The following is a 20,859-nucleotide window of genomic DNA, read 5'->3' as shown; positions in this document are numbered from 1 at the left end:
AAAAGCCGATCCCCGCGGACGCCGGTACCGGTTCCGGCCGTGCGACACTTCCGGCGCTGGGCGATGCATCGGAGGAGAGCGATGGCTGCTGGCGACCCGTACCGTGATCCCACCCTGGGCGTCGACCAACGCGTCGAGGATCTGCTGAGCCGGATGACGCTCGCCGAGAAGGTCGGGCAGATGCTCCAGCTCGACGCCCGGCAGGACCTCGAGGACGCGGTCATCACGCGCCTGGCCGGCTCGATCCTGCACGCCTCCCCGGCTCGGATGCTCGAGGCGATCGACCTGGCCGCCCGGACCCGGCTCGGCATTCCGCTGATCACCGCCGAGGACTGCATCCACGGGCACGGCTTCTGGCCCGGAGCCACCGTCTTCCCCACTCAGCTCGCGATGGCCGCGACCTGGGACCCGGCCCTGGTGGAGCGGATCGCCCGGGTGACCGCCGTCGAGGTGTCCGCGACCGGCGTCCACTGGACGTTCTCGCCGGTGCTGTGCATCGCCCGCGACCTGCGCTGGGGACGGCTGAACGAGACGTTCGGCGAGGACCCGTTCCTCATCGGCGAGCTCGGCGCGGCGATGGTCCGCGGCTACCAGGGCGACGGCCTCACCGATCCGACCGCGATCCTCGCGTCCGCCAAGCACTTCGCCGGCTATTCCGAGACGCAGGGCGGCCGGGACGCGAGCGAGGCCGACCTGAGCCAACGCAAGCTGCGGGCCTGGTTCCTGCCACCGTTCGAGCGGGCAGCCCGCGCGGGCTGCCGCACGTTCATGCTCGGCTACCAGTCGATCGACGGAGTGCCGATCACCGCGAACACGTGGCTGCTCAACGACGTCCTGAAGGGAGAATGGGGGTTCACCGGCACGCTCGTCACCGACTGGGACAACGTCGGGCGCATGGTGTGGGAACAGCAGGTCTGCGCCGACGAGGTGGAGGCGGCCGCCGTCGCGGTCCGCGCCGGCAACGACCTGGTCATGACCACCCCCGCGTTCTTCGAGGGTGCTCAGGCCGCGGTGCGGCGCGGCCTGCTCGCCGAAAAGGACGTCGACGCCGCCGTACGCCGGGTCCTGCGGCTGAAGTTCGAGCTCGGCCTCTTCGAGAACCCGCGCGCCCCCGACGCAGACCGGCAGGGCGCGGTCATCGGGCACCCGGACCACGCCGCGCTCAACCTCGAGGTGGCCCGCCGTTCCCTGGTCCTGCTGCGCAACGACGGCACCCTGCCGCTGCCGTCCGGCGCGCCGAGGACGGTCGCGGTCATCGGCCCCAATGCCGACGATCCGCAGGCCCAGCTCGGCGACTGGGCCGGCGCGTCCGGGCAGGTCGACTGGATGCCCGGTGGCCAGCCGCGCGAGCTGATCGAGACCGTGCTCGACGGCCTGCGCGCGGTCGCCCCGGCGGACTGGACCATCACCACGGCCCGCGGCGCCGACATCGAGCGTCTGGTGCCGGACCCCGCCGGGGAGTTCTACCAGGACGGCCAGCCGCGGCCGCCGATCTCGCAGCCCGCCGGGCCCGAGCCCGCGATGATCGCCGAGGCGGTCGCCTGCGCCCGGGCCGCCGACTACGCGGTGGTCGTGGTCGGTGACACCGTGGCGCTGACCGGCGAGAGTAAGTCCACGGCCACCCTGGAGCTGCAAGGCGGTCAGATCGCGCTGCTGGACGCCCTCGCCGCCACCGGCACGCCCACCGTGGTCGTGCTCCTCAACTCCAAGCCCGCCGTGCTGCCGCCGTCCGCGCTGGGCGCCCACGCGCTCGTGCAGGCCTTCAATCCCGGCATGCGCGGCGGCCGGGCCCTGGCCGAACTGCTGCTCGGCCACATCGAACCGTCCGGGCGGATGCCGGTCTCGGCCGCCCGGCACGTCGGCCAGCAGCCGATCTACTACAACCAGATCCGCGGCCAGCACGGCGACCGCTACGCCGACCTCGACCAGGATCCGCTGTTCGCCTTCGGCGAGGGCCTGAGCTACACCACCATCGAGTACGCCGACCTGCGCATCGACGAACCCGACGTGCCCATGCACGGCACGGTCCGGGCCACCGTACGGCTGCGCAACACCGGTGGGCGTCCCACGCTCGAGACGGTCCAGGCGTACGTCAGCGACCTCGTCACCAGCGTCACCTGGGCCACCCGGGAACTGAAGGCGTACCGGCAGGTCGAGGTGCCGCCGGGCGAGACGGTCACGGTCGCCCTCGACATCCGGGCGGCCGACTGCACGCTGGTGACGGCGGACGGGCGACGCGTGGTCGAGCCGGGCGACTTCGAGCTGCTCGTCGGCCCCGATTCGCGGCCCCGGAACCTGCTGCGAGCCCGGTTCCGGGTCTCGTAGATCATCATTGGCGTGCTGACACCACCGGAAGATCTGCCCGAGCGGGTCCTGCGCGAGGCCTTCTCGCTGGACTCCCTGCACTACCGCCCGGTCGGCTGGGGAAGCCACCACTGGGCGGCCGGGAACCGCTGGTTCCTCACCGTCGACGACCTGGAGGCCAAGCGACGCCACGACGGTGAGGACCTGGACGCACCGTACGAGCGGCTGCGCCGGGCCCTCGACGCCGCCGCCGCGCTGCACCTGCCGTTCGTGGTGGCCCCGGTGCGGCCACTGGTGCGCGTCACCCCGCGGTATGCGGCGGCGCTGTACGAGTTCGTGGACGGTGAAAGCTTCTCGTGGGGCGACTACCCGTCGGAGGACCATCGAGGCGCCGTCCGCGACATGCTGGTGGCCCTGCACACCGCACCGCGAGAGGTCGGGCGGCGGGCGACCACCGACGACTTCGCCATCCCCCACCGCGACGCGCTCGAAGCGACCCTGGCCGGCCACGAGATCGCGGACGCCGGACCGTACGCGGTCCGGGCGTCCCACCTGATCGCCCGGCATGCCGCACCGATCCGCGCTCTGCTGGAACGCTACGACCTGCTCGCCGCCTCGGCCGACCACTCACGGTCCGTGCTGACCCACGGTGAACCTCATCCCGGCAACACCATGCACACCGCCGCGGGCTGGAAGCTGATCGACTGGGAGACCGCGCTGCTGGCCCCGCCGGAACGCGACCTGTGGCTGCTCGGCGGCGACCACGCGGCCTACACCGCCGCCACCGGCATCGAGGTACGGCCGGAGCTGCTGGAGCTCTATCGCCGCCGGTGGCTGATCAACGATCTGTGCGTGGATGTGAATCGCTTCCGCCGCCCGCACACGGGAACCGCCGACGACGAGGAGTCCTGGAACATCCTGCGGGCCAACGTGGAGAGTGAGGTGCGGTCAACCGCACCTTGATCGACGGGACAGCACCGCTGTGCGCCGGACTCGCGGCCGCCAGGGTGGACGCATGGAATCAGTGATCTCCCTGACCGCCGTGTCCCGGCGCTACCCGCGCGGCGTCGTCGCCCTGCGCGAGGTGTCCCTCGACGTCCCGTCCGGCCAGTTCGTCGCCGTGATGGGCGCGACCGGCTCCGGCAAGAGCACCCTGCTGCACTGCGCGGCGGGGCTCGACCGGCCCAGCTCCGGCCGGGTGCACCTGACGGGCCGCGACGTGACGCGGATGCGTGAGGCGAGACTCACCCGGCTGCGACGCGACCGGGTCGGATTCGTCTTCCAGTCCTACAACCTGCTGTCCGAGCTGACCGTGGGTCAGAACGTCGCCCTCCCCGCCCGCCTCGGCGGCCCCCGCGCCCGCCGGATCGACGACGTGCTCGAGGCGGTGGGCCTCGGCGGGCTCGGCCGCCGGCCCGTCGGCGAGCTCTCCGGCGGCCAGCGGCAACGGGTCGCGATCGCACGGGCGCTGGTCACCGGCCCCGCCGTGATCTTCGCCGACGAGCCCACCGGGGCCCTCGACCCGTCCACCGGCGCGCAGATCCTCGGCCTGCTGCGCGACGCGGCCGACCGCGAAGGCGTCACGGTGCTGATGGTCACCCACGACCCGGCGGCGGCCGCCTGGACCGACCGTCTCGTCCTGCTGCGCGACGGCGTCATCGCGGCCGACGGCCCGGCGCCGGACGCCCGGGAGATCGCCGACCGGCTGCGCGGCGTATCGGCGGTGGCCGCGTGATCCGGCAGGCGCTGCGACGCAACCCCTGGTCGTTCCTCGGCCCGGCGGCCACCCAGGGCCTCGCCGCCGCACTGGTCACCGCCGGGCTCTGCCTGACGGCGTCGCTGGCGGAGGCACCGCTGGACGCGGCCCAGCGCCGGGCCCTGACCGACAGCGGCGTCGGCGACATCGGCCTGCTCTTCCTGATGGCGTCGATCTACCTGTCGATCATCATCGTCGGCGTCACGATGAGCGCCGCGATCCGCCACCAGGCCCGCGACATCGCGCTGGTCCGGGCGATCGGCGCCACCCCGGGGCGGGTCCGGCGCGCCATCGCCGCGCAGGCCGCCGTCGTCGCCGTGCCGGCCACGCTCGCCGGCGTCCCGCTGGGCATGCTGGCCGGACGCGCCTGGGTCGGCGGCCTCGTCGGCCACGGCATCGTGCCGGCCGAGGTGACCTTCCACGCCCACGGTGGAGCCCTGCCGATCGCGTTCGCGGTCACCGTCGGCACCTCCCTGCTCGGTGCCCTCGCCGCCGCGGTCCGCCCGTCCCGGATGCGGCCCGCGGTCGCCCTGACCGAGGCGGTGGCGCCCCGGTCCCGCATCGGCGTGATCCGTGTCGCCATGGGCCTGATGCTGGTCACGGGCGGCGTCGTGTTCTCGGTGGTGATCGCGGACCTCGACGCCGACACCGCCGACCAGGCCGGGCTGTTCGTCATGCTCGCCCTCTGCGTCGGCGCGGGGCTCCTCGGGCCGGCGCTGCTGCGGGTCGCCGCGCCGCTCGCCCGGCTTATGGGCGACACCGGCCGGCTGGCCGCCGACACGGTCGCGGTCAACGCCAGGGCCCTGTCCGGCGCGCTCGTCCCGCTCACCCTGGCGATCGCCTTCACCGCGGTGACACTCGTGCGCACCGCGACCACCACCCACGTCACCGGCATCCCCGCCCCGGCCGAGGTCCGCTGGCTCGAGTTCTTCGGCACGGGCGCCTACGCGTCCTTCGCCGCGATCGCGGCGGTCAACACGCTCGTCACGGCGATCCTCGCCCGCCGGCGCGACCTGGCAGTCACCCGGCTCACCGGCGGCACCCGCGGGCGCACGCTCGCGATCGTGATCTGCGAGGCTCTGGTGGTGACCGGCACAGCCCTGGCGGTCGCCGCGGCCGTGGCGGCGGTGACCCTCCTGCCTCTGCTGCACACGGCCCTGGGCACCTGGAAGCCGTGGCTGCCCGGCTCCTGGCTGGCGGCGGGCATCGCGGCGGTGGCCACACTGGTCGCGGCGGGCACCGTCCTGCCGGCCGCCCTGGCACTACGGCGCCCGCCGACCGAGGTCGTCGGATGATTGTGCTGCGTGTCTGGGGCGGTGGCCGCATGTGGCGGGAGATGGGCTTCGTGCTCAGCGGCCTGCTGCTCAGCCTGCCGGCGTTCGTCCTGTCGCTGCTGGGCATCGTCTCCGTGGCGTTGTCGGTCGTCGTCTTCGGCCTGGCGCTGCTGGCCGGGGTGCTGGCACTCGCGCGACTGATGCCGCGATACTTCCGCCTGTTCGCCCGCCGGCTGCTCGCCCACGACTGGCCCGACCCGCCGCCGCTTCCGGGAACCACCCGCCGGGCCCGGATCGTCGCCCTCTTCGGCGACGCGACGGCATGGCGGGCGCTGACGTACTTCTTCCTGCGGTTCCCGCTGATCTGCGTGGGGGCGTACGGGACGGTCATCGCCCTCGGCCTCGGAACGATGGGGCTCACCTATCCGGTGTGGTGGTTCCTCCTGCCGGCCGAGCTGGGTTTCGACGGCCGTAGCTGGCCCGCGAGCTGGTGGGTCGCCGCCCAAGGTGCGGCCCTGCTGCTGGCTCTGCCCTGGTTCCTGCGCCTCGTGGTGTGGGCCGACGGCGCGCTCGCCCGTGGACTGCTGTGGCCCGGCCGCGCGGCCCGCCGCATCGCCCAGCTCGAGGCGGGTCGCGCCGCCCTGCAGCAGGACGCGACGGCGCTGATGCGCCGCGTCGAGCGAGACCTGCACGACGGCACCCAGGCCCGGCTGGTCTCCCTGGGGCTGACGCTGGCCCGCATCGAGCACCGCAGCGCCGACGACGCCGTCCGCGCCCTGGCCGCCGATGCCCGCGGCACCGTGACCGAGGCCCTCGCGGAACTGCGCGACATCGTCCGCGGCCTGCACCCTCCGGCCCTGGACGACGGCCTCGAGGTGGCCCTGTCCACTCTGGCCGGGCGCAGCGCGGTCCCGGCGTCGGTCATCGTCGACCTGCCCCGGCGCCCGCCGGACGAGACGGCGTCGGCGGTGTACTTCGCGGTGGCGGAGCTGCTGACCAACATCGCCCGGCACTCCGGCGCCACCCGCGCGGCGATAGCCGTCCACGAGCAGGGCCGCTGGCTGGAATTGACGGTGACCGACGACGGCCACGGCGGAGCCGCTCCCACACCACCCGTCCCCACGCCGACCGGGCCCGCACCGCCCACCTCCGCGCCGCCCGTCCCTGCGCCGCCCCGGCCCGCGCCGCCCGTCCCCACGCCGACCGGACTCGTGCCGCCCGCTTTGTCCGCCTTGCAGGCGCGACCTGCCTCGCAGGTGCCGCCCGCCCCACACGCGACGCCCGTGCAGCCCACCGCGCACGCGGTGCCCGCGCAGCCCGCGCCGACCGGGGCGGGGCCGGGCGGGGCCGGGCGGGCCGCCGGGTCGGCCGGGACCGGGCTGGCCGGGTTGGCTCGGCGGGCCGCCGCCCTTGACGGCCGCCTCGAGGTCGACTCGCCGGTGGGCGGGCCGACGACCGTGACCATGCTGCTACCCCGGAAGGATTGACGTGCGCGTCGTCATCGCGGAGGACAATCCGCTGCTGCGGGAGGGCATCGTGCTGCTGCTGGGTGAGCACGACATCGACGTCGTCGCCGCGGTCGCCGACGCCGATGCCCTGCTCGACGCCGTCGCGGCCGAGCGGCCGGACGCCGCCGTGGTCGACGTGCGGATGCCGCCCTCGCACACCGACGAGGGGCTGCGCGCCGCGTTGACCATCCGGTCGGCGTACCCGGAGATCGGGGTTCTCGTCTTCTCGCAGTGGGTCGAGACGAGCTACGCGCGGCGGCTGCTGGCCGAGCACGCCGGCCACGTGGGCTACCTGCTCAAGGACCGGATCGTCAGCACCGGCGAGTTCGTCGAGGCGCTGCGGCGCGTCGCGGCCGGCGGCACCGCCCTCGACCCCGAGGTGGTCCGGCAGCTTCTCGCCGCGCCCTCGGTCGACGCGGGGTTGGCCCGGCTGTCCACCCGCGAACGCGAGATCCTCGGGCTGCTCGCCGAGGGCCGCTCCAACGTGGCCATCGCCGACGCGCTGCACCTCGCCGAGCGCAGCGTCGAGAAGCACGTCACGGCGATCTTCACCAAACTCGACCTTCCCCCGCGACCGTACGGATCACCGGCGCGTCCTGGCCGTCCTCCGGTTCCTGCGCTCATAATCACGCGCCGCGGTCAGACCGTATCGTCTCGCGGCCCTCGTCCGTTGTGCGTTACCGTGCCGACGGACCACCGGATCATCGAGGGAGCGCAATGCCAGCCCACCTGTCCCGCCGTTCCGCACTCGGGCTGGGCGCCGCCGCGGCGGCCGTCTCCGCCGGCATGAGCGGCCCTGCCGCCGCCGCGCGACCCGACGACGGCGTGGCCTCCACCGGCGGGCCCCGCGTCATCCGCCGCGTGTACGAGCAGGAGAAGGCGAAGGCAGGCGGCACCTGGCACACGCATATCGCCGCCGTCGACCCGGCAGGTGTCCCCCGGCCGATCGTCGAGGACGACGCCGACCATGTGACCGAGGGCTACAGCGTGCAGAAGCTCGCCGTCGCCGCGGCCGTCATGGACAAGATCGACCGAGGCCAGCTCACCCTGGGCACCAAACTGGACCTTCAGCAGGACATCATCCTCGAAGGCTCCGGCATCTACTTCCTGCACGCGGTCTGGGGTGACGAGATCACGGTCGCCAACTTCCTCACCGCGATGCTGCTGATGTCGGACAACACCGCCGTCCGTATGTGCGGTCGCGTCGTACCGGCGGCCGAGATCAACGACATCCTCGCGGCGAAGGGCTTCACCCACACCCGAGTGGAACCGGTCGAGAACCCGCACCGCTTCTTCCTCGGCACCACCACGCCCCGCGAGATGCACGACCTGCTCTGGCGCCTCGCCACCGGCACCCTGCTCGCCCCCGCCTCGTGCCGATTCCTGCTGAGCATCGCCCGCTCGATCAACGGCTACCACGACGGCATCCGCCGCACGATGTCCTCGGAGGAACGCAGCCGCATCGCCACCAAGTACGGCGCCGACTTCAACGACCTCGGCGCCTCCCGCCACGAGGCCGGCATCATGTTCGGGCGCGACGGCAAGCCGAAGCTCACGTACGCGCTGTTCGCCGAGGGCCTGGACGACCGCGACAACTACGGCTCGACCCATCCCGCGGTCCAGGCCCACGCGGTGATCGGCCGTACCCTCCTCGACCACCTCCCGGCCGGCTGAACCGACCGGGACCGTAGTCTTGCGATCATGGCCTCCTCCGAGGATCGCCGCTGGTTGACCGCCGCGATCGACCTGTCGCGGCTGTCACTGCCGACACCCACCAACTACGCCGTCGGTGCCATCGTCGTCGACCACCACGGCCACGCGCTGGCCACCGGCTACACCGGCGAGTGGAACCCGCGCGACCACGCGGAGGAAGTCGCCCTCGCCAAGCTCGCCGCCGTGCCGCGCCCCGACCTGGCGAAGGCAACCATCTACAGCACCCTGGAACCCTGCACCGCACGGAGATCCCGTCCTGGCACCTGCACCGGCCTGATCCTCGCCCGAGGCATCGGCCGCGTCGTCTTCGCCCTGCGCGAACCACTCATCCTCGCCGACTGCCGCGGCGCCGAATCCCTTCGCGAAGCCGGCGTCGACGTCGACGAGATCGACGACCTCGGCCCCCTGGTCCGCGAGATCAACGCCCAGCACTTCATCGCAGCTCAGTAGTAGCCGCGCCCTCCCTGAGGCGATGGACTCGCAGTACTCGACAGGCACGGCCGTGGTCTTCCCGTAGGTTGGAGCCATGCTTGTGACCGTCGTCGCCGACTATGGCATCGGGGATCTCGCTTTCGCCGAGGTGCGGCAGCGGTTCGCGCTGATGCTTCCGGGAGCCGACGTCGCCGCCATTCCGGTGCCGCCGTTCGATACCGTCAGCGCCGGGTTCTGCGTGGCTCAACTCGCCTTCGGGGAGGGGCCGGACGACCGGGTCGTGTACGCCAACGTCGCCCCTCGTCAGGATGAGGACGATCCGCGGGAGGACAACGCCGGGGAGCGGCTAGTCGCCGCACGCCTCGATTCCGGGGTGCTGGTGGTGGGGGTGGCGGCCGGGGCCAGCCTGTCGTTCCTCGCCGCCGCGGGGGTGCCGCTGCGGGCGGTGAACGTGCCGGACGCGGGGTCGCAGTTCCGTTCCCGGGACGTCTTTCCCGCCGCCGTCGCGCGGCTGGCGCGCGGAGACGGCAGTCTGCTCGGCGAGCCGGTGAGCGTCGCGCCCGCCCCCGAGCGGGCTGTGGTCTACACCGACGGGTACGGCAACCTGAAGACGAGCTGGTACGACGCCCCGGCCGAGGCCGGCACGACGGTCCGGGTGCGCATCGGTGACGCCGAGGCCGAGGCGATGGTCAGCGACGGCGTCTTCACCGTTGCCTCCGGAACGATCTCGTTCGCGCCGGGCAGCTCCGGATGGGCGGGGCGGGCCTGCTACGAGTTGTTCGCGCGGGGCGGGAATGCGGCAGAGATCTTCGGGAATCCTCCCGCTGGCACACCGATCGAGATCGCACGTTGACGAGAAGGCCGGGCCCCTGGTGGGACCCGGCCATCACGACGGTCACTCAGGCGCCGCGCAGGGTCGCCCCCGTGCGGGCCGAGGCCTCGGCCACCGCGGCGTCGCGGGCCGCCACGGCTTCCTCGACGGTCAGCGTACGGTCCGCGGCGCGGAAGGTCAGCTTGTACGCCAGGCTCTTCAGCCCCTCGCCGAGCTGCTCCGAGGCGTACACGTCGAAGAGTCGTACCGACTCGAGCAGCTCGCCCGCGCCCGCCGCCAGCGCCGCCTCCACCGTGGCCGCCGGCACCCCCGACTGCACCACCAGGGCGACGTCGATGAGGGCCGGCGGGAAGCTGGAGATCTTCGTGGCCTGGGTGACCGGCCGGGCCGGGATCGCGTCGAGGTCGAGCTCCATCGCGCAGGTGCGCTTGGGCAGTTCGAGCGCGGACAGGACGGCCGGGTGCAGCTCGCCCGCGTGACCGATGACCTTGCCGTCGACGGCGATCGCGGCGCAGCGGCCGGGGTGCCACGGCGCGTACGCGGCCGCCTCGACCGTGACACGCTGCGGGGTCATGCCGGCCGCCGACAGGGCGATGCGGGCCGCCTCGACGGCGTCCGACCAGGTGGCCGGGCGTCCCGCGCCCCACCAGCCGGCCGGGGTCACGTCGCCGGTGAGCACCGCCGCGAGGTGCCACGGCTGCTCCGGGACGATCGCATTCGCCGCGGCCCAGTCCTCTTCGGACGGCCCGTGGTCCACGCCGAGCGCCGGCGGTGCCGTGGTCGTCAGGTGCGGCAGGAACACCGTACCCGTCTCGTAGATCGCCAGGTCACGCTCGCCGCGGCCCAGGTTGCGCCTCAGCGTCGCCAGCAGCGGCGGCAGCAGCGAAGTGCGCAGCAGCGGCTCCTGCTCCGACAGCGGGTTGGTCAGCTTGACCGCGCTGCGGCGCGGGTCGTCGGGCGCCAGGCCGAATGCGTCCGCCGCGCCGGGGGCGACGAACGGGTACGACAGCACCTCGACGTAGCCGTTCTCCGCCAGGGCCCGGCCGACCGTACGCCGCCGCAACTGCTGCTCGGTCAGGCCGCGGCCGCCGCGGGCGGGCGGGAGCACGCTCGGGATGGCGTCGTAGCCGCCGAGCCGGGCCACCTCCTCGACCAGGTCGATGGGCGCGACCAGGTCGGGGCGCCACGACGGCGGCGTCACCTCGAGCGGCTCGGCGCCGGCGACCGTGCAGCCGACCTGGCCCAGCAGCTCGGCGACCTGCTGAGGCGGGTACGCCAGACCGATCCGGTTGCTCGCCAGGTCGGTCGGCAGGTGCACCGGCGCGGGCCCCGCCACGTGGTCGAGGTCGAGCACCCGCTCGTCGACCGTGCCGCCGGCGTGGGCGGTGAGCAGGTCGACCGCCCGCTGGAGCGCGACCAGGGGCAGCCGCGGGTCGACGCCGCGCTCCCAGCGCTTGGCGGCCTCGCTGAACAGCTTGTGCCGCCGGGCCGTACGGCCGACCATGACCGGGTCCCAGTGGGCGGCCTCGAGCAGGACGTCCACCGTGCCCGGCTGGACCTCGCTGGTCTCGCCGCCCATGACCGCGGCGAGCGAGATCGGGCCGGTGTCGTCGCAGATCACCATGTCCTCGGCGTCGAGCACACGCGCGACACCGTCCAGGGTGGTCAGCTTCTCCCCCGGCCTGGCGCGGCGCACGACCAGGCCGCCGCGCAGCAGATTGAGGTCGAACACGTGCATGGGCTGGCCCAGCTCGAGCATCACGTAGTTGGTGATGTCGACGGCGAGCGAGATGGTCCGGACGCCGGCCGCGATGAGCCGGCGCTGCATCCAGGCCGGCGACGGCGCGGACGGGTCGATGCCCCGGACCACGCGCGCCGCGAAACGGTCACAGCCGTACGTGTCCTCGATGGTGACCTCGTACGGGACCTCGTCCGTGGCGGTCGCGGCCGGGGAGAGACCCGGGTCGGTGTACGCCGTGCCGTACGCGTACGCGAGCTCGCGGGCGATCCCTCGCACACTCATCTGGTAGCCGCGGTCCGGGGTGATCTCCAGGTCGACGATGACGTCGTCGAGGCCGATCACCGGGCGGGCGTCGGCGCCGGGCGTGGCCGTCTCCGGCGGGAGCACGATGATGCCGGAGTGGTCGTCGCTGATCCCGAGCTCGGCCGCGGAGCAGATCATGCCGTGGGAGTTGCGCCCGTACGTCTTGCGCGCACCGATGGTGAAGCCGCCGGGCAGCTCGCCGCCGGGCAGGACCACCACGACGAGGTCGCCGGCCACGAAGTTGCGGGCGCCGCAGACGATCTCCTGCGGCGTCGGGTTGCCGACGTCGACGCGGCAGAAGCGGATCGGCTTCTTGAAGCCGGTCAGCTCCTCGATCTCCAGCACCCGGCCGACGACCAGGTCACCCTTGATCGTCGCGGCCTGGTCGACGATGGACTCCACCTCGATGCCGAGGCCGATCAGCCGCCGTTCGAGCTCGGCGACGTCGACGGGCGCCGGCAGCTCGACGTACTCGCGCAGCCAGGACAGGGACAGCTTCATGATCAGACCGCCATACCGAAGTTGCGGGTGAACCGGACGTCACCCTCCACCATGTCGTGCATGTCGCTCACGCCGTTGCGGAACATCAGCGTGCGCTCGACGCCGATGCCGAACGCGAAGCCGGAGTAGCGCTCCGGGTCGATGCCGCACGCGGTCAGGACCCGCGGGTTGACCATGCCGCAGCCGCCCCACTCGACCCAGCGCGCGCCGTCGCGGTGCCCGGCGAACCACACGTCGAACTCGGCGGACGGCTCGGTGAAGGGGAAGTAGTGCGGACGCCAGCGGGTGCGCGCGTCCGGGCCGAACATCGCCCGGGCGAAGTGGTCCAGCGTGCCCTTGAGGTGGGCCATGGTGATGCCCTCGTCCACCACGAGCCCCTCGAGCTGGTGGAACACCGGGCTGTGGGTGGCGTCGAGGTCGTCGGTGCGGTAGACCCGGCCGGGGCAGACCACGTAGATCGGCGGCTGGCGCGTCAGCATGGTGCGCACCTGGCCGGGCGAGGTGTGCGTGCGCATGACCAGGCCGGGCAGGTCCACGTAGAACGTGTCCATGAGCCCGCGCGCCGGGTGGTCGGGCCCGATGTTGAGCGCGTCGAAGTTGGCCCACTCCAGCTCGAGCTCGGGGCCGTCGACGACGTCGTAGCCCATGCCCGCGAAGAGGTCGGTCATGTGCTCCGCGAGCGTGGTCAGCGGGTGCCGGGCGCCGCGCGGGCGCCGGTCCCACGGCAGGGTGACGTCGACGCGCTCCTCGACCAGCACGCGGGCGGCGCGCTCGCGCTCCAGCTCGGTCTGGCGGGCGTCGTACGCGGCCTGGACGGCCTGCCGGGCCACGTTGACGCGCTTGCCGGCGTCGGACTTGGCCGCGGGCGGCAGGGAACCGATCTCGCGGCGCGCCAGCGACACGGGCGAACGGTCGCCGAGATGCGCCGGCTTCAGCGCGCCGAGCGCGTCGAGGTCGCCCGCCGCGGCGAACGCCTGCCGGGCGTCGGCGACCGCGGCCTCCAGGGCCTCGGGGGCGAGCAGGGCGGCCTGCTTGGGATCGTATGGATCGTTGCGGTAGGACATGGTCGGGCGAACTCCCTCACACCGGATGAGCCATCGGGCAGTGTACGGAGGCGCGGCGGCGCCGCAGCCCGCCGGTCTGGGAAGTTCGCGCTATCCAGTCTCTTGTTGCTCGCAGTGCGGCGAAGCCGCTTCTCGGCAAACTCGAGTCAGAGCACGCGCCCGCGACCAGCGGGCCGGCTAAACATCTGACTCATGACTGACTCCTCGGGGAGCGCTGCGCTCTCGCCGAAGCATACAAGCAGACCGCCGCGGCGGCAGCCAGGTTAAGGCTCTCCGCCCCGCCGTAGATCGGTACGCGGACCCGCTTGTCCGCGGCCTTGAGCACGTCGTCGGGCAGACCGTGGGCCTCAGAACCGAACAGCCAGGCGGTCGGCCGGGCGAGCGACCCGTCGTCGAGCAGCCCGTCCAGATCGGCGTCGCCGTAGCCGGTGGTGCCCAGCACCTGAAGCCCGGCGGCGCGCAGTTCGCCGGCGACCGTCAGCGGCGCCCGCACCACGTCCACGTGGAACAGACTGCCCGCGGAGGACCGCACACATTTGCCGTTGTACGGGTCCACGGCATCGCCCGCGAACACCACCGCACCGGCTCCGGCGGCGTCGGCCGTGCGCAGCACCGTACCCGCGTTGCCCGGGTCGCGGATCTCCGCGACGACCGCCACCAGCCGGGGTTGCTTGGCCAGCGCCTCGGCCAGAGGCACGTCGACCTGCTCGCAGACGGCGACGAGGCCCTGCGGCTGCACGGTCTCGGCCAGGGCGGCCAGCCCCTCGTCGGTCACCGGGGACACCACGGGCGCCTGCGCCGCCAGGTCACCGTGGCGGGCCAGGGCGGCGTCCGTACCGAACAGCTCGAGGACGACCCCCGCGGCCAGGGCGGCCCGCACCGCCTGCGGCCCTTCCGCGAGGAAGCGGCCGGTCTGGTCGCGGTCGCGGCGGCGCTGCAGGCGCCGGGCCGTGACGACCCGGGGCGTACGGGGGGTGAAGGTCACGCTTCCTCCGGGGTACAGCATCGGGGCGCCTCCCGGACGAACCGGAAGACGCCCCGAGAGGATGTGCTCAGGCGGCCTGGGCGGCGGCGCCGCCCGTGCCCTCGGCCGCGACGGCGGCGCGAGCGATCTCCACGATCGCCGCGAACGAGGCGGCGTCGTTGACGGCCATGTCGGCCAGGATCTTGCGGTCCACCTCGACGCCGGCCAGCTTCAGGCCCTGGATGAGGCGGTTGTAGGTCAGGCCGTTGGCCCGGGCGCCCGCGTTGATGCGCGTGATCCAGAGCTGACGGAAGTCGCCCTTGCGGTCACGGCGGTCGCGGTACGAGTACTGCATCGAGTGCAGCATCTGCTCCTTGGCCTTGCGGTACAGCCGTGAGCGCTGACCGCGGTATCCGCTGGCGGTCTCCAGCAACGTGCGACGCTTCTTCTGGGCGTTCACTGCCCGCTTGACGCGTGCCATTTCGGTACTCCTAACAGGGGAACGGGTGTGGCGCGCGCGTCAGCGGCCCAGCAGCTTCTTGACTCGCTTGGTGTCAGCCTTGGCCACGACGACCGTACCGGTCATCCGGCGCGTGACGTGGGAGGACTTGCCCTCGAGCAGGTGGCGCTTGCCGGCCTGCTCACGGACGATCTTGCCCTTGCCGGTGACCTTCACCCGCTTGCCCATGCCGGTGTGGCTCTTCATCTTCGGCACTTGAACGCCTACTCTCTCTGCCCCGCCGGCCGGGGACCGGCGGGGATTTTCGTAGCTACTCTGAGCTTGCCCGCGGCGGAAAACCGAGGGAAAACCTCATTCGGCGGTGGTGTCCGCGGGTGCGGCCGGCGCCTCGGCACCATCGCCCTCGCGCGGTTCCCGGGGCGGGCGGGCGTTGGCCGCGATGGTCGCCGCGGCGGCGGCCTTGGTCGCCCGGTGGGGAGCCAGCACCATGATCATGTTGCGGCCGTCCTGCTTGGGACTGGCCTCGACGAAGCCCAGTTCCGAGATCTCCTCGCTGAGCCGGCGCAGGAGCCGGAAACCCAGCTCGGGGCGGCTCTGCTCGCGACCGCGGAACATGATCGTCACCTTGACCTTGTCGCCCGCCTTGAGGAACCGCACCACGTGACCCTTCTTGGTCTCGTAGTCGTGCGGGTCGATCTTCGGACGGAGCTTCATCTCCTTGATGACGGTCTGTTGCTGGTTGCGCCGGGCTTCGCGCGCCTTGAGTGCACTCTCGTACTTGAACTTGCCGAAGTCCATGAGCTTGCACACCGGCGGACGTGCCATCGGCGCGACCTCGACCAGATCCAGGTCGACGTCCGCGGCCAACTGCAGGGCGCGCTCGAGCGGGACGATGCCCACCTGCTCACCCTCGGGGCCGACCAGTCGGACCTCTCGTGCCCGGATCTGTTCGTTAACGCGTGGTTCGACGCTGATGGGGCCTCCTCAGAACGATGTCATGTTGTGGGCCGTCCCCGGCCATGCCGCGGAAAGCCCTGCCAATGTCGGTCGGCCTCGCGCCACCCCCGGAATCACGGGCGACGGGAAAGCAGAAGGCCCCGGCACATGCCGGGGCCCGCTCGACCGGTCATCGGCGCCCATGAGGACGCACACCCACCCCGGAACCTCCCGGAATCGGTTGACCGGACCCGACCGCCGCGAGAGCGATTCGGGTGGGAACCAGCGGGCTCCTCTTTCGCGCCCGCGAGACGCGGGCGTGGTCGACTGCGAGGAAGTCTACCAGCTCACGAGGAAGCGGCCGAATGAAGGGCCCGCAGCGTCCGGACCCCTTCGACGGCGTACTCCTTGTCGGCCGCCTGGAGCGCGTGCACCGGCACCGTCTCGTCGTCGTGCAGCTCCAGCATCGCCCAGGCCGAGTTGCGGTCGAAGCGCACCGCGCGCACCGCCGACCAGGGCAGATCGAAGTTGCCGACGACGTTGCGGATCTGCACGTGGTCGGCGTCCGCGCGTACCCGGGGGCGGGTGAAGGCCAGGATGCCCAGGGCGGCGAGCACACCGAGGCCGATCATCGCGCTCTGGTCACCACGCGCGAACTGCCCGAGGCCGCTGCCGGTCGAGCCGTGCAGCCCGAAGCTGAGCACGGTGAAGAGGATCACCACCGCGGCGGCGGAGACGCCGGCCACCCAGCGGATGCGACGCGGCCGGAACGCGACCGCCTCATGCGTGGGAGTACTCACGTGCACCACTCTGCCACTGCGGCGGCCCGTCCCGCCGGGCAGGTCCCCCCGCCCGGCGAAACGGCCTCTCACAGCCGGCAGTTGGCGATGTCGGTGACCAGGATGGCGCGGGCGCCCAGCTCGTACAGCTCGTCCATGATCCGGTGCACGTCCACCCGGCGGACCATGGCCTGGACGGCGACCCACCCCTCGCGGTGCAGCGGGGAGATCGTCGGCGACTCGATGCCGGGCGTCAGCGCGGTGGCGTTCTCCAGCAGGTCGGCCCGGACGTCGTAGGCGAGCATCACGTAGCTGCGGGCCACCAGCACGCCCTGCAGGCGCCGGACGAGCTGCGCGGCCCGGGGCTCGGTCACCTCGTGCCGGCCGATCAGGATCGCCGACGAGCGCAGCAGCGGCTCGCCGACGGTAACCAGCCCGGCCTGGCGCAGCGTGGTGCCGGTCTCCACCACATCGGCGATGAGGTCGGCCACGCCCAGGCGCACGGCGTTCTCCACCGCACCGTCGAGGCGGACGACGTCGGCCTTGAGGTCGTGCTCGTCCAGGTAACGCTCGACCACGCCGGGATAGGCGGTGGCGATGCGCCGGCCGCCGATGTCGGCCGCCGAGGCCAGCGAGCCGGCCGGGGCGGCCCAGCGGAACGTGGCCCCGCCGAAGCCGAGGTCCAGCACTTCCCGGGCCGGCACGCCCGAGTCGACCAGCAGGTCCCGGCCGGTGATGCCGAGATCCAGGTCGCCGGAGCCGACGTACGTGGCGATGTCGCGGGGACGCAGGTAGAAGAACTCGACGGCATTGTCCTCGTCCCGGCAGACGAGGTCCTTGCCGTCGGTACGCTGGCGGTAACCGGCGTCGCGCAGCATCTGTGCGGCCGGGGCGGACAGGGTTCCTTTGTTCGGTACGGCGATGCGCAGCATCGGACGTGCTCCTTCGATCGAGACGATGCGGGCGGAGGGCACGTCAGAGATGTCGATAGACGTCCTTGAGCTCGAGACCGGTGGCGATCATGAGGACCTGCGCCTGGTAGAGGAGCTGCGAGATCTCCTCGGCGGCCCGCTGCGGCCCCTCGTGCTCGGCGGCCATCCAGGACTCGGCGGCCTCCTCGACGACCTTCTTCCCGATGAAGTGCACGCCGGCGTCCAGCGCCGCGACAGTGCCCGAACCCGCGGGCCGTTCCGCCGCCTTCGTCTGCAGCTCGGCGAACAACTCTTCGAACGTCTTCACGGGAGCCGATTGTGGCAGCTCATGCGCCCCGGGCGGCGGACGCCCCCAACCCTTGGGATTCGGGTTGGCCCGCCGGACGCCGCCAGGGTTAGCCTGCGGCACATGGTCAGCAGAAACACCGTCGCGGCGCTGACCGGCGCCGCCGTGCTCCTCGCCCTGGCCGCGTGCGCGCCGGCGGACGAGGCCCCCTCGCCGAACGGCGGCGCGGCGACCGCCACCGACTGCACGAGCGGAGCGCTCGGCACCCGGACGCCGGGCAAGCTGACGATCGGCACCGACATCCCGGCGTACGAGCCCTGGTTCAGCGAGAACACGCCCGGCAACGGCAAGGGCTTCGAGTCGGCGGTGGCCTACGAGGTCGCCAAGCGGCTGGGCTATCCCGCGGAGAACGTGGTCTGGACGCAGGTGACGTTCAACAACGCGATCGCGCCCGGACCCAAGGCCTTCGACTTCGACATCAACCAGTTCTCGATCACGCCGGAGCGCAAGAAGGCGGTCGACTTCTCGTCGCCGTACTACCTCGTACGGCAGACCGTGATCACGATCAAGGGCTCGAAGATCGCCGGAGCGAAGACGATCGCCGAGCTCAAGGACGCCACGCTGGGCGCCCAGGTCGGCACGACCAGCTACAAGGCGATCACCGACGTGCTCAAGCCGACCGCGAAGCCGCAGGTCTTCAACAACAACGACGACGCCAAGAAGGCCCTGGAGAACAAGCAGGTCGACGGCATCGTCGTGGACCTGCCGACCGCCTTCTACATGACCGGCGCCGAACTCGAGGGCGGGGTCATCGTGGGGCAGTTGCCGCAGGTGGGCGTGCCCGAGCAGTTCGGCCTGGTGCTGGATCTGGGCTCGAAGCTGACCCCGTGCGTCAGCAAGGCGGTGGACCAGCTCCGCCAGGACGGCACCCTCGCCACGCTGGAGAAGACCTGGCTGGCCGGCTCCGCCGGGGCACCCGAGCTGTCGTGACCGCCGAGCTCCACCGGACCGGCGCACGTACGGGGCCCAGCGACATCCGGCGCGGGCGGATCGCCTACCGCAGGCGGCAGACGATCCGCTCGGTGCTGCTCGCCGCGCTGTCCACGGCGGTCGTGGGCGGCGCGCTGGCCCTCGCGGTCACCGGCGCGCCGGGCTGGGAGCGGGTGAAGGCGTCGTTCTTCGACTGGCAGGTCGCGAAGAAATATCTGCCCGACGTGCTCGCCGGGCTGTGGCTCAACATCCGGCTGCTGGCCGTCTGCGCGGCCGCCGCGCTGGCGCTCGGCCTGCTGGTCGCGGTGCTGCGCACGCTGCGCGGCCCGGTCTTCTTCCCGGTACGGGCGCTGGCCACCGGATACACGTACGCGTTCCGCGGCCTCCCGCTGATCATCGTGCTGTACGTGTGCACCCTCGGCGTGCCGGGACTGCGCCTCCAGGGGATGCCGAGCGTGCTGGTGCTCGGCGGGACGGCGCTGGTGATCACGTACGGGGCGTACCTGGCCGAGGTGTTCCGGGCCGGCATCGAGTCGGTGCACCCCAGCCAGCTCGCCGCCGCGCGGTCGCTGGGGCTGACCTACCGGCAGACGATGCGCCACGTGGTACTGCCCCAGGCGGTACGCCGAGTCGCCCCGCCGCTGCTCAACGACACCGTGGCGCTGCAGAAGGACGTGGGCCTGGTGTCGCTGGCCGGTCCGATCGACGCCGTGCGCGCGGCCCAGATCGCCACCGCGCAGGATGCCAACTTCACCCCGTACATCGTGGCCGGGGTGCTCTTCGTTCTGCTCGCCCTGCCGCTCATCGGCGTGACCGACTGGGTCACGCTGCGCGCGGCCCGCCGCCAGTCCGCGGGGTCCTGAGATGCTGCTGTCCTGCGAGAATCTGCGCAAGACCTTCGGGCCCTCCGTGGTCCTCGACGACCTGTCGCTGGAGGTGGACGAGCACCAGGTGGTGGCGCTGATCGGCGCCTCCGGCTCGGGCAAGTCCACCCTGCTGCGCTGCGTCAACCTACTGACCGAGGTCGACGACGGCGTCATCCGGCTTGACGGGGAGGACATCACCGACCCGCGGGTGAACCCGGACCTGGTCCGCCGCCGCATCGGCATGGTGTTCCAGTCCTACAACCTGTTCCCGCACATGACCGTGCTGCGCAACATCACGCTCGCGCCGGACAAGGTGCACGGGCGCGCGGCCGCGGAGATCAAGGACCAGGCCATGCAATGGCTGGACCGCGTGGGGCTCGCCGGCAAGGCCGACAGCTACCCGGACCGGCTCTCCGGCGGCCAGCAGCAGCGCGTCGCCATCGTCCGGGCCCTGGTCAACGGCCCACGACTGCTACTGCTCGACGAGGTCACCTCGGCGCTCGACCCGGAGCTCGTCGGCGAGGTGCTCACGATGATCCGCGGGCTCAAGGACGAGGGCATGACCATGGTGCTGGCCACCCACGAGATGGGTTTCGCCCGGCAGGTCGCCGACCGGGTCGTCTTCCTCGACGGTGGCCGGGTGCTCGAGGCCGGGCCGCCGGAGCAGGTGCTCGGCGACCCGGTCGAGGCGCGGACCCGGCAGTTCCTGGCCCGCATCATCGAGGCGGGAAGGCTCTAGGCCTTCTCGACGCCGCGGATCGCGAGGACGGCGTCGAGCACGGCGACGGTGCTCTGCCAGCCCTTGTCCTCGATCGAGTCCTCCAGCCCGGCCCGGTCCTTGGCCTGGCCCAGGCTCTCCACGGTCAGCACGCCGTGCGCCACCGGGGTGCGCTCGTCCAGGGACACCCGGGTCAGCCCGGCGGTCACGGCGTCGCAGACGTAGTCGAAGTGGGCCGTCTCCCCCCGGATGACCACGCCGAGCGCCACGACCGCGTCGCACTTCTTCGCCAAGGCCTGCGCGACCACCGGCAACTCCACCGAGCCCGCCACCCGGGTCACGACCACGTCGTCCACGCCGCACGCCTTCGCCGCCTCCTGCGCCCGCTCGACCATGTGGTCGACCAGGTCCGCATGCCAGCGCGAGCCGACGATGCCGAGCTTGAGCCCGGCGCCGTCGACGGTCTCCAGGTGCGGGTCACCGAAACCGGCCATGTTGCC

21 protein-coding genes and 1 pseudogene are annotated in these 20,859 nt (G+C 72.4%); 12 read left to right on the top strand and 10 right to left on the bottom strand.

Annotated elements, in window-relative coordinates:
- The first annotated feature begins 81 nt into the window (after positions 1-81).
- The 9 genes and pseudogenes from EDD30_RS31080 (at position 82) to EDD30_RS31040 (ending at position 9,840) form a co-directional block, all read left to right on the top strand.
- A complete protein-coding gene (locus EDD30_RS31080; RefSeq protein ID WP_071807517.1) occupies positions 82-2,325 on the top strand; it encodes an exo-beta-d-1,3/1,6-glucosidase in 2,244 nt (747 codons plus the stop codon).
- A 12-nt stretch (positions 2,326-2,337) separates the two neighbouring features.
- Positions 2,338-3,267 (top strand): phosphotransferase, encoded by a 930-nt coding sequence (locus EDD30_RS31075; protein ID WP_170047480.1) that lies wholly within the window; start codon positions 2,338-2,340, stop codon positions 3,265-3,267.
- Between the two features lie 52 nt (positions 3,268-3,319).
- On the top strand, positions 3,320-4,039 hold the full coding sequence (locus EDD30_RS31070; protein ID WP_123678601.1) for an ABC transporter ATP-binding protein: 720 nt from the start codon (positions 3,320-3,322) through the stop codon (positions 4,037-4,039).
- Positions 4,036-5,355: an FtsX-like permease family protein gene (locus tag EDD30_RS31065; protein ID WP_123678600.1), complete on the top strand. Its 1,320-nt coding sequence runs from the start codon at positions 4,036-4,038 to the stop codon at positions 5,353-5,355. The genes EDD30_RS31070 and EDD30_RS31065 overlap by 4 nt, the downstream gene beginning before the upstream one ends.
- Positions 5,352-6,821, top strand: coding sequence for a sensor histidine kinase (locus EDD30_RS31060; protein ID WP_084556614.1), 1,470 nt, complete (start codon positions 5,352-5,354; stop codon positions 6,819-6,821). The genes EDD30_RS31065 and EDD30_RS31060 overlap by 4 nt, the downstream gene beginning before the upstream one ends.
- 1 nt (position 6,822) lies before the next feature.
- A pseudogene (locus tag EDD30_RS31055) lies at positions 6,823-7,468 on the top strand (response regulator).
- A 91-nt stretch (positions 7,469-7,559) separates the two neighbouring features.
- Positions 7,560-8,516, top strand: a complete 957-nt coding sequence (locus EDD30_RS31050; protein ID WP_071807029.1) for a serine hydrolase — start codon at positions 7,560-7,562, stop codon at positions 8,514-8,516.
- A gap of 27 nt (positions 8,517-8,543) precedes the next feature.
- On the top strand, positions 8,544-9,005 hold the full coding sequence (locus tag EDD30_RS31045) for a cytidine/deoxycytidylate deaminase family protein (RefSeq protein WP_071807030.1): 462 nt from the start codon (positions 8,544-8,546) through the stop codon (positions 9,003-9,005).
- 76 nt (positions 9,006-9,081) lie between these two features.
- A complete protein-coding gene (locus EDD30_RS31040; RefSeq protein WP_071807031.1) occupies positions 9,082-9,840 on the top strand; it encodes an SAM hydrolase/SAM-dependent halogenase family protein in 759 nt (252 codons plus the stop codon).
- Positions 9,841-9,886: 46 nt separating this feature from the next.
- Here EDD30_RS31040 and pheT read toward each other — a convergent pair whose 3' ends face one another.
- From pheT to EDD30_RS30995, 9 genes are all read right to left on the bottom strand, one after another.
- Positions 9,887-12,364: a phenylalanine--tRNA ligase subunit beta gene (gene pheT / locus EDD30_RS31035; protein WP_071807032.1), complete on the bottom strand. Its 2,478-nt coding sequence runs from the start codon at positions 12,362-12,364 to the stop codon at positions 9,887-9,889.
- A gap of 2 nt (positions 12,365-12,366) precedes the next feature.
- Positions 12,367-13,428 carry a phenylalanine--tRNA ligase subunit alpha gene (locus EDD30_RS31030; RefSeq protein WP_071807033.1) on the bottom strand — a complete coding sequence of 354 codons (1,062 nt, stop codon included), beginning with the start codon at positions 13,426-13,428 and terminating at the stop codon, positions 12,367-12,369.
- Positions 13,429-13,618: 190 nt separating this feature from the next.
- A complete protein-coding gene (locus EDD30_RS31025) occupies positions 13,619-14,413 on the bottom strand; it encodes a TrmH family RNA methyltransferase (protein WP_394328281.1) in 795 nt (264 codons plus the stop codon).
- Between the two features lie 67 nt (positions 14,414-14,480).
- Positions 14,481-14,873 carry a 50S ribosomal protein L20 gene (rplT, locus tag EDD30_RS31020; RefSeq protein ID WP_071807035.1) on the bottom strand — a complete coding sequence of 131 codons (393 nt, stop codon included), beginning with the start codon at positions 14,871-14,873 and terminating at the stop codon, positions 14,481-14,483.
- Positions 14,874-14,912: 39 nt separating this feature from the next.
- Positions 14,913-15,107: a 50S ribosomal protein L35 gene (rpmI, locus tag EDD30_RS31015; RefSeq protein ID WP_071807036.1), complete on the bottom strand. Its 195-nt coding sequence runs from the start codon at positions 15,105-15,107 to the stop codon at positions 14,913-14,915.
- 96 nt (positions 15,108-15,203) lie between these two features.
- Positions 15,204-15,827 carry a translation initiation factor IF-3 gene (infC, locus tag EDD30_RS31010; RefSeq protein WP_071807037.1) on the bottom strand — a complete coding sequence of 208 codons (624 nt, stop codon included), beginning with the start codon at positions 15,825-15,827 and terminating at the stop codon, positions 15,204-15,206.
- A 308-nt stretch (positions 15,828-16,135) separates the two neighbouring features.
- Complete coding sequence (locus EDD30_RS31005) at positions 16,136-16,597, bottom strand: PH domain-containing protein (RefSeq protein WP_071807038.1); 462 nt, start codon at positions 16,595-16,597, stop codon at positions 16,136-16,138.
- Between the two features lie 59 nt (positions 16,598-16,656).
- Positions 16,657-17,499 (bottom strand): ATP phosphoribosyltransferase, encoded by an 843-nt coding sequence (gene hisG, locus EDD30_RS31000; protein WP_071807053.1) that lies wholly within the window; start codon positions 17,497-17,499, stop codon positions 16,657-16,659.
- A 43-nt stretch (positions 17,500-17,542) separates the two neighbouring features.
- Entirely contained in the window at positions 17,543-17,806 is a 264-nt protein-coding gene (locus EDD30_RS30995) for a phosphoribosyl-ATP diphosphatase (RefSeq protein ID WP_071807039.1), read from the bottom strand.
- A gap of 102 nt (positions 17,807-17,908) precedes the next feature.
- Here EDD30_RS30995 and EDD30_RS30990 point away from each other — a divergent pair, with 102 nt between their 5' ends.
- The 3 genes from EDD30_RS30990 to EDD30_RS30980 are packed head-to-tail and all read left to right on the top strand — an operon-like array spanning position 17,909 to position 20,380.
- Entirely contained in the window at positions 17,909-18,775 is an 867-nt protein-coding gene (locus EDD30_RS30990) for an ABC transporter substrate-binding protein (RefSeq protein ID WP_071807040.1), read from the top strand.
- Positions 18,772-19,638, top strand: coding sequence for an amino acid ABC transporter permease (locus EDD30_RS30985; RefSeq protein WP_071807041.1), 867 nt, complete (start codon positions 18,772-18,774; stop codon positions 19,636-19,638). Before EDD30_RS30990 ends, EDD30_RS30985 begins: the two co-directional genes overlap by 4 nt.
- Before the next feature lies 1 nt (position 19,639).
- Positions 19,640-20,380: an amino acid ABC transporter ATP-binding protein gene (locus tag EDD30_RS30980; RefSeq protein ID WP_071807042.1), complete on the top strand. Its 741-nt coding sequence runs from the start codon at positions 19,640-19,642 to the stop codon at positions 20,378-20,380.
- Here the strand turns inward: EDD30_RS30980 and ribH are convergent.
- Complete coding sequence (ribH, locus tag EDD30_RS30975) at positions 20,377-20,853, bottom strand: 6,7-dimethyl-8-ribityllumazine synthase (protein WP_071807043.1); 477 nt, start codon at positions 20,851-20,853, stop codon at positions 20,377-20,379. The genes EDD30_RS30980 and ribH overlap by 4 nt on opposite strands.
- Between the last annotated feature and the right edge of the window lie 6 nt (positions 20,854-20,859).

It is taken from the genome of Couchioplanes caeruleus (assembly GCF_003751945.1).
In the GTDB taxonomy this organism is placed as follows: domain Bacteria; phylum Actinomycetota; class Actinomycetes; order Mycobacteriales; family Micromonosporaceae; genus Actinoplanes; species Actinoplanes caeruleus.
This window is presented reverse-complemented; position numbering and strand designations above follow the sequence as displayed.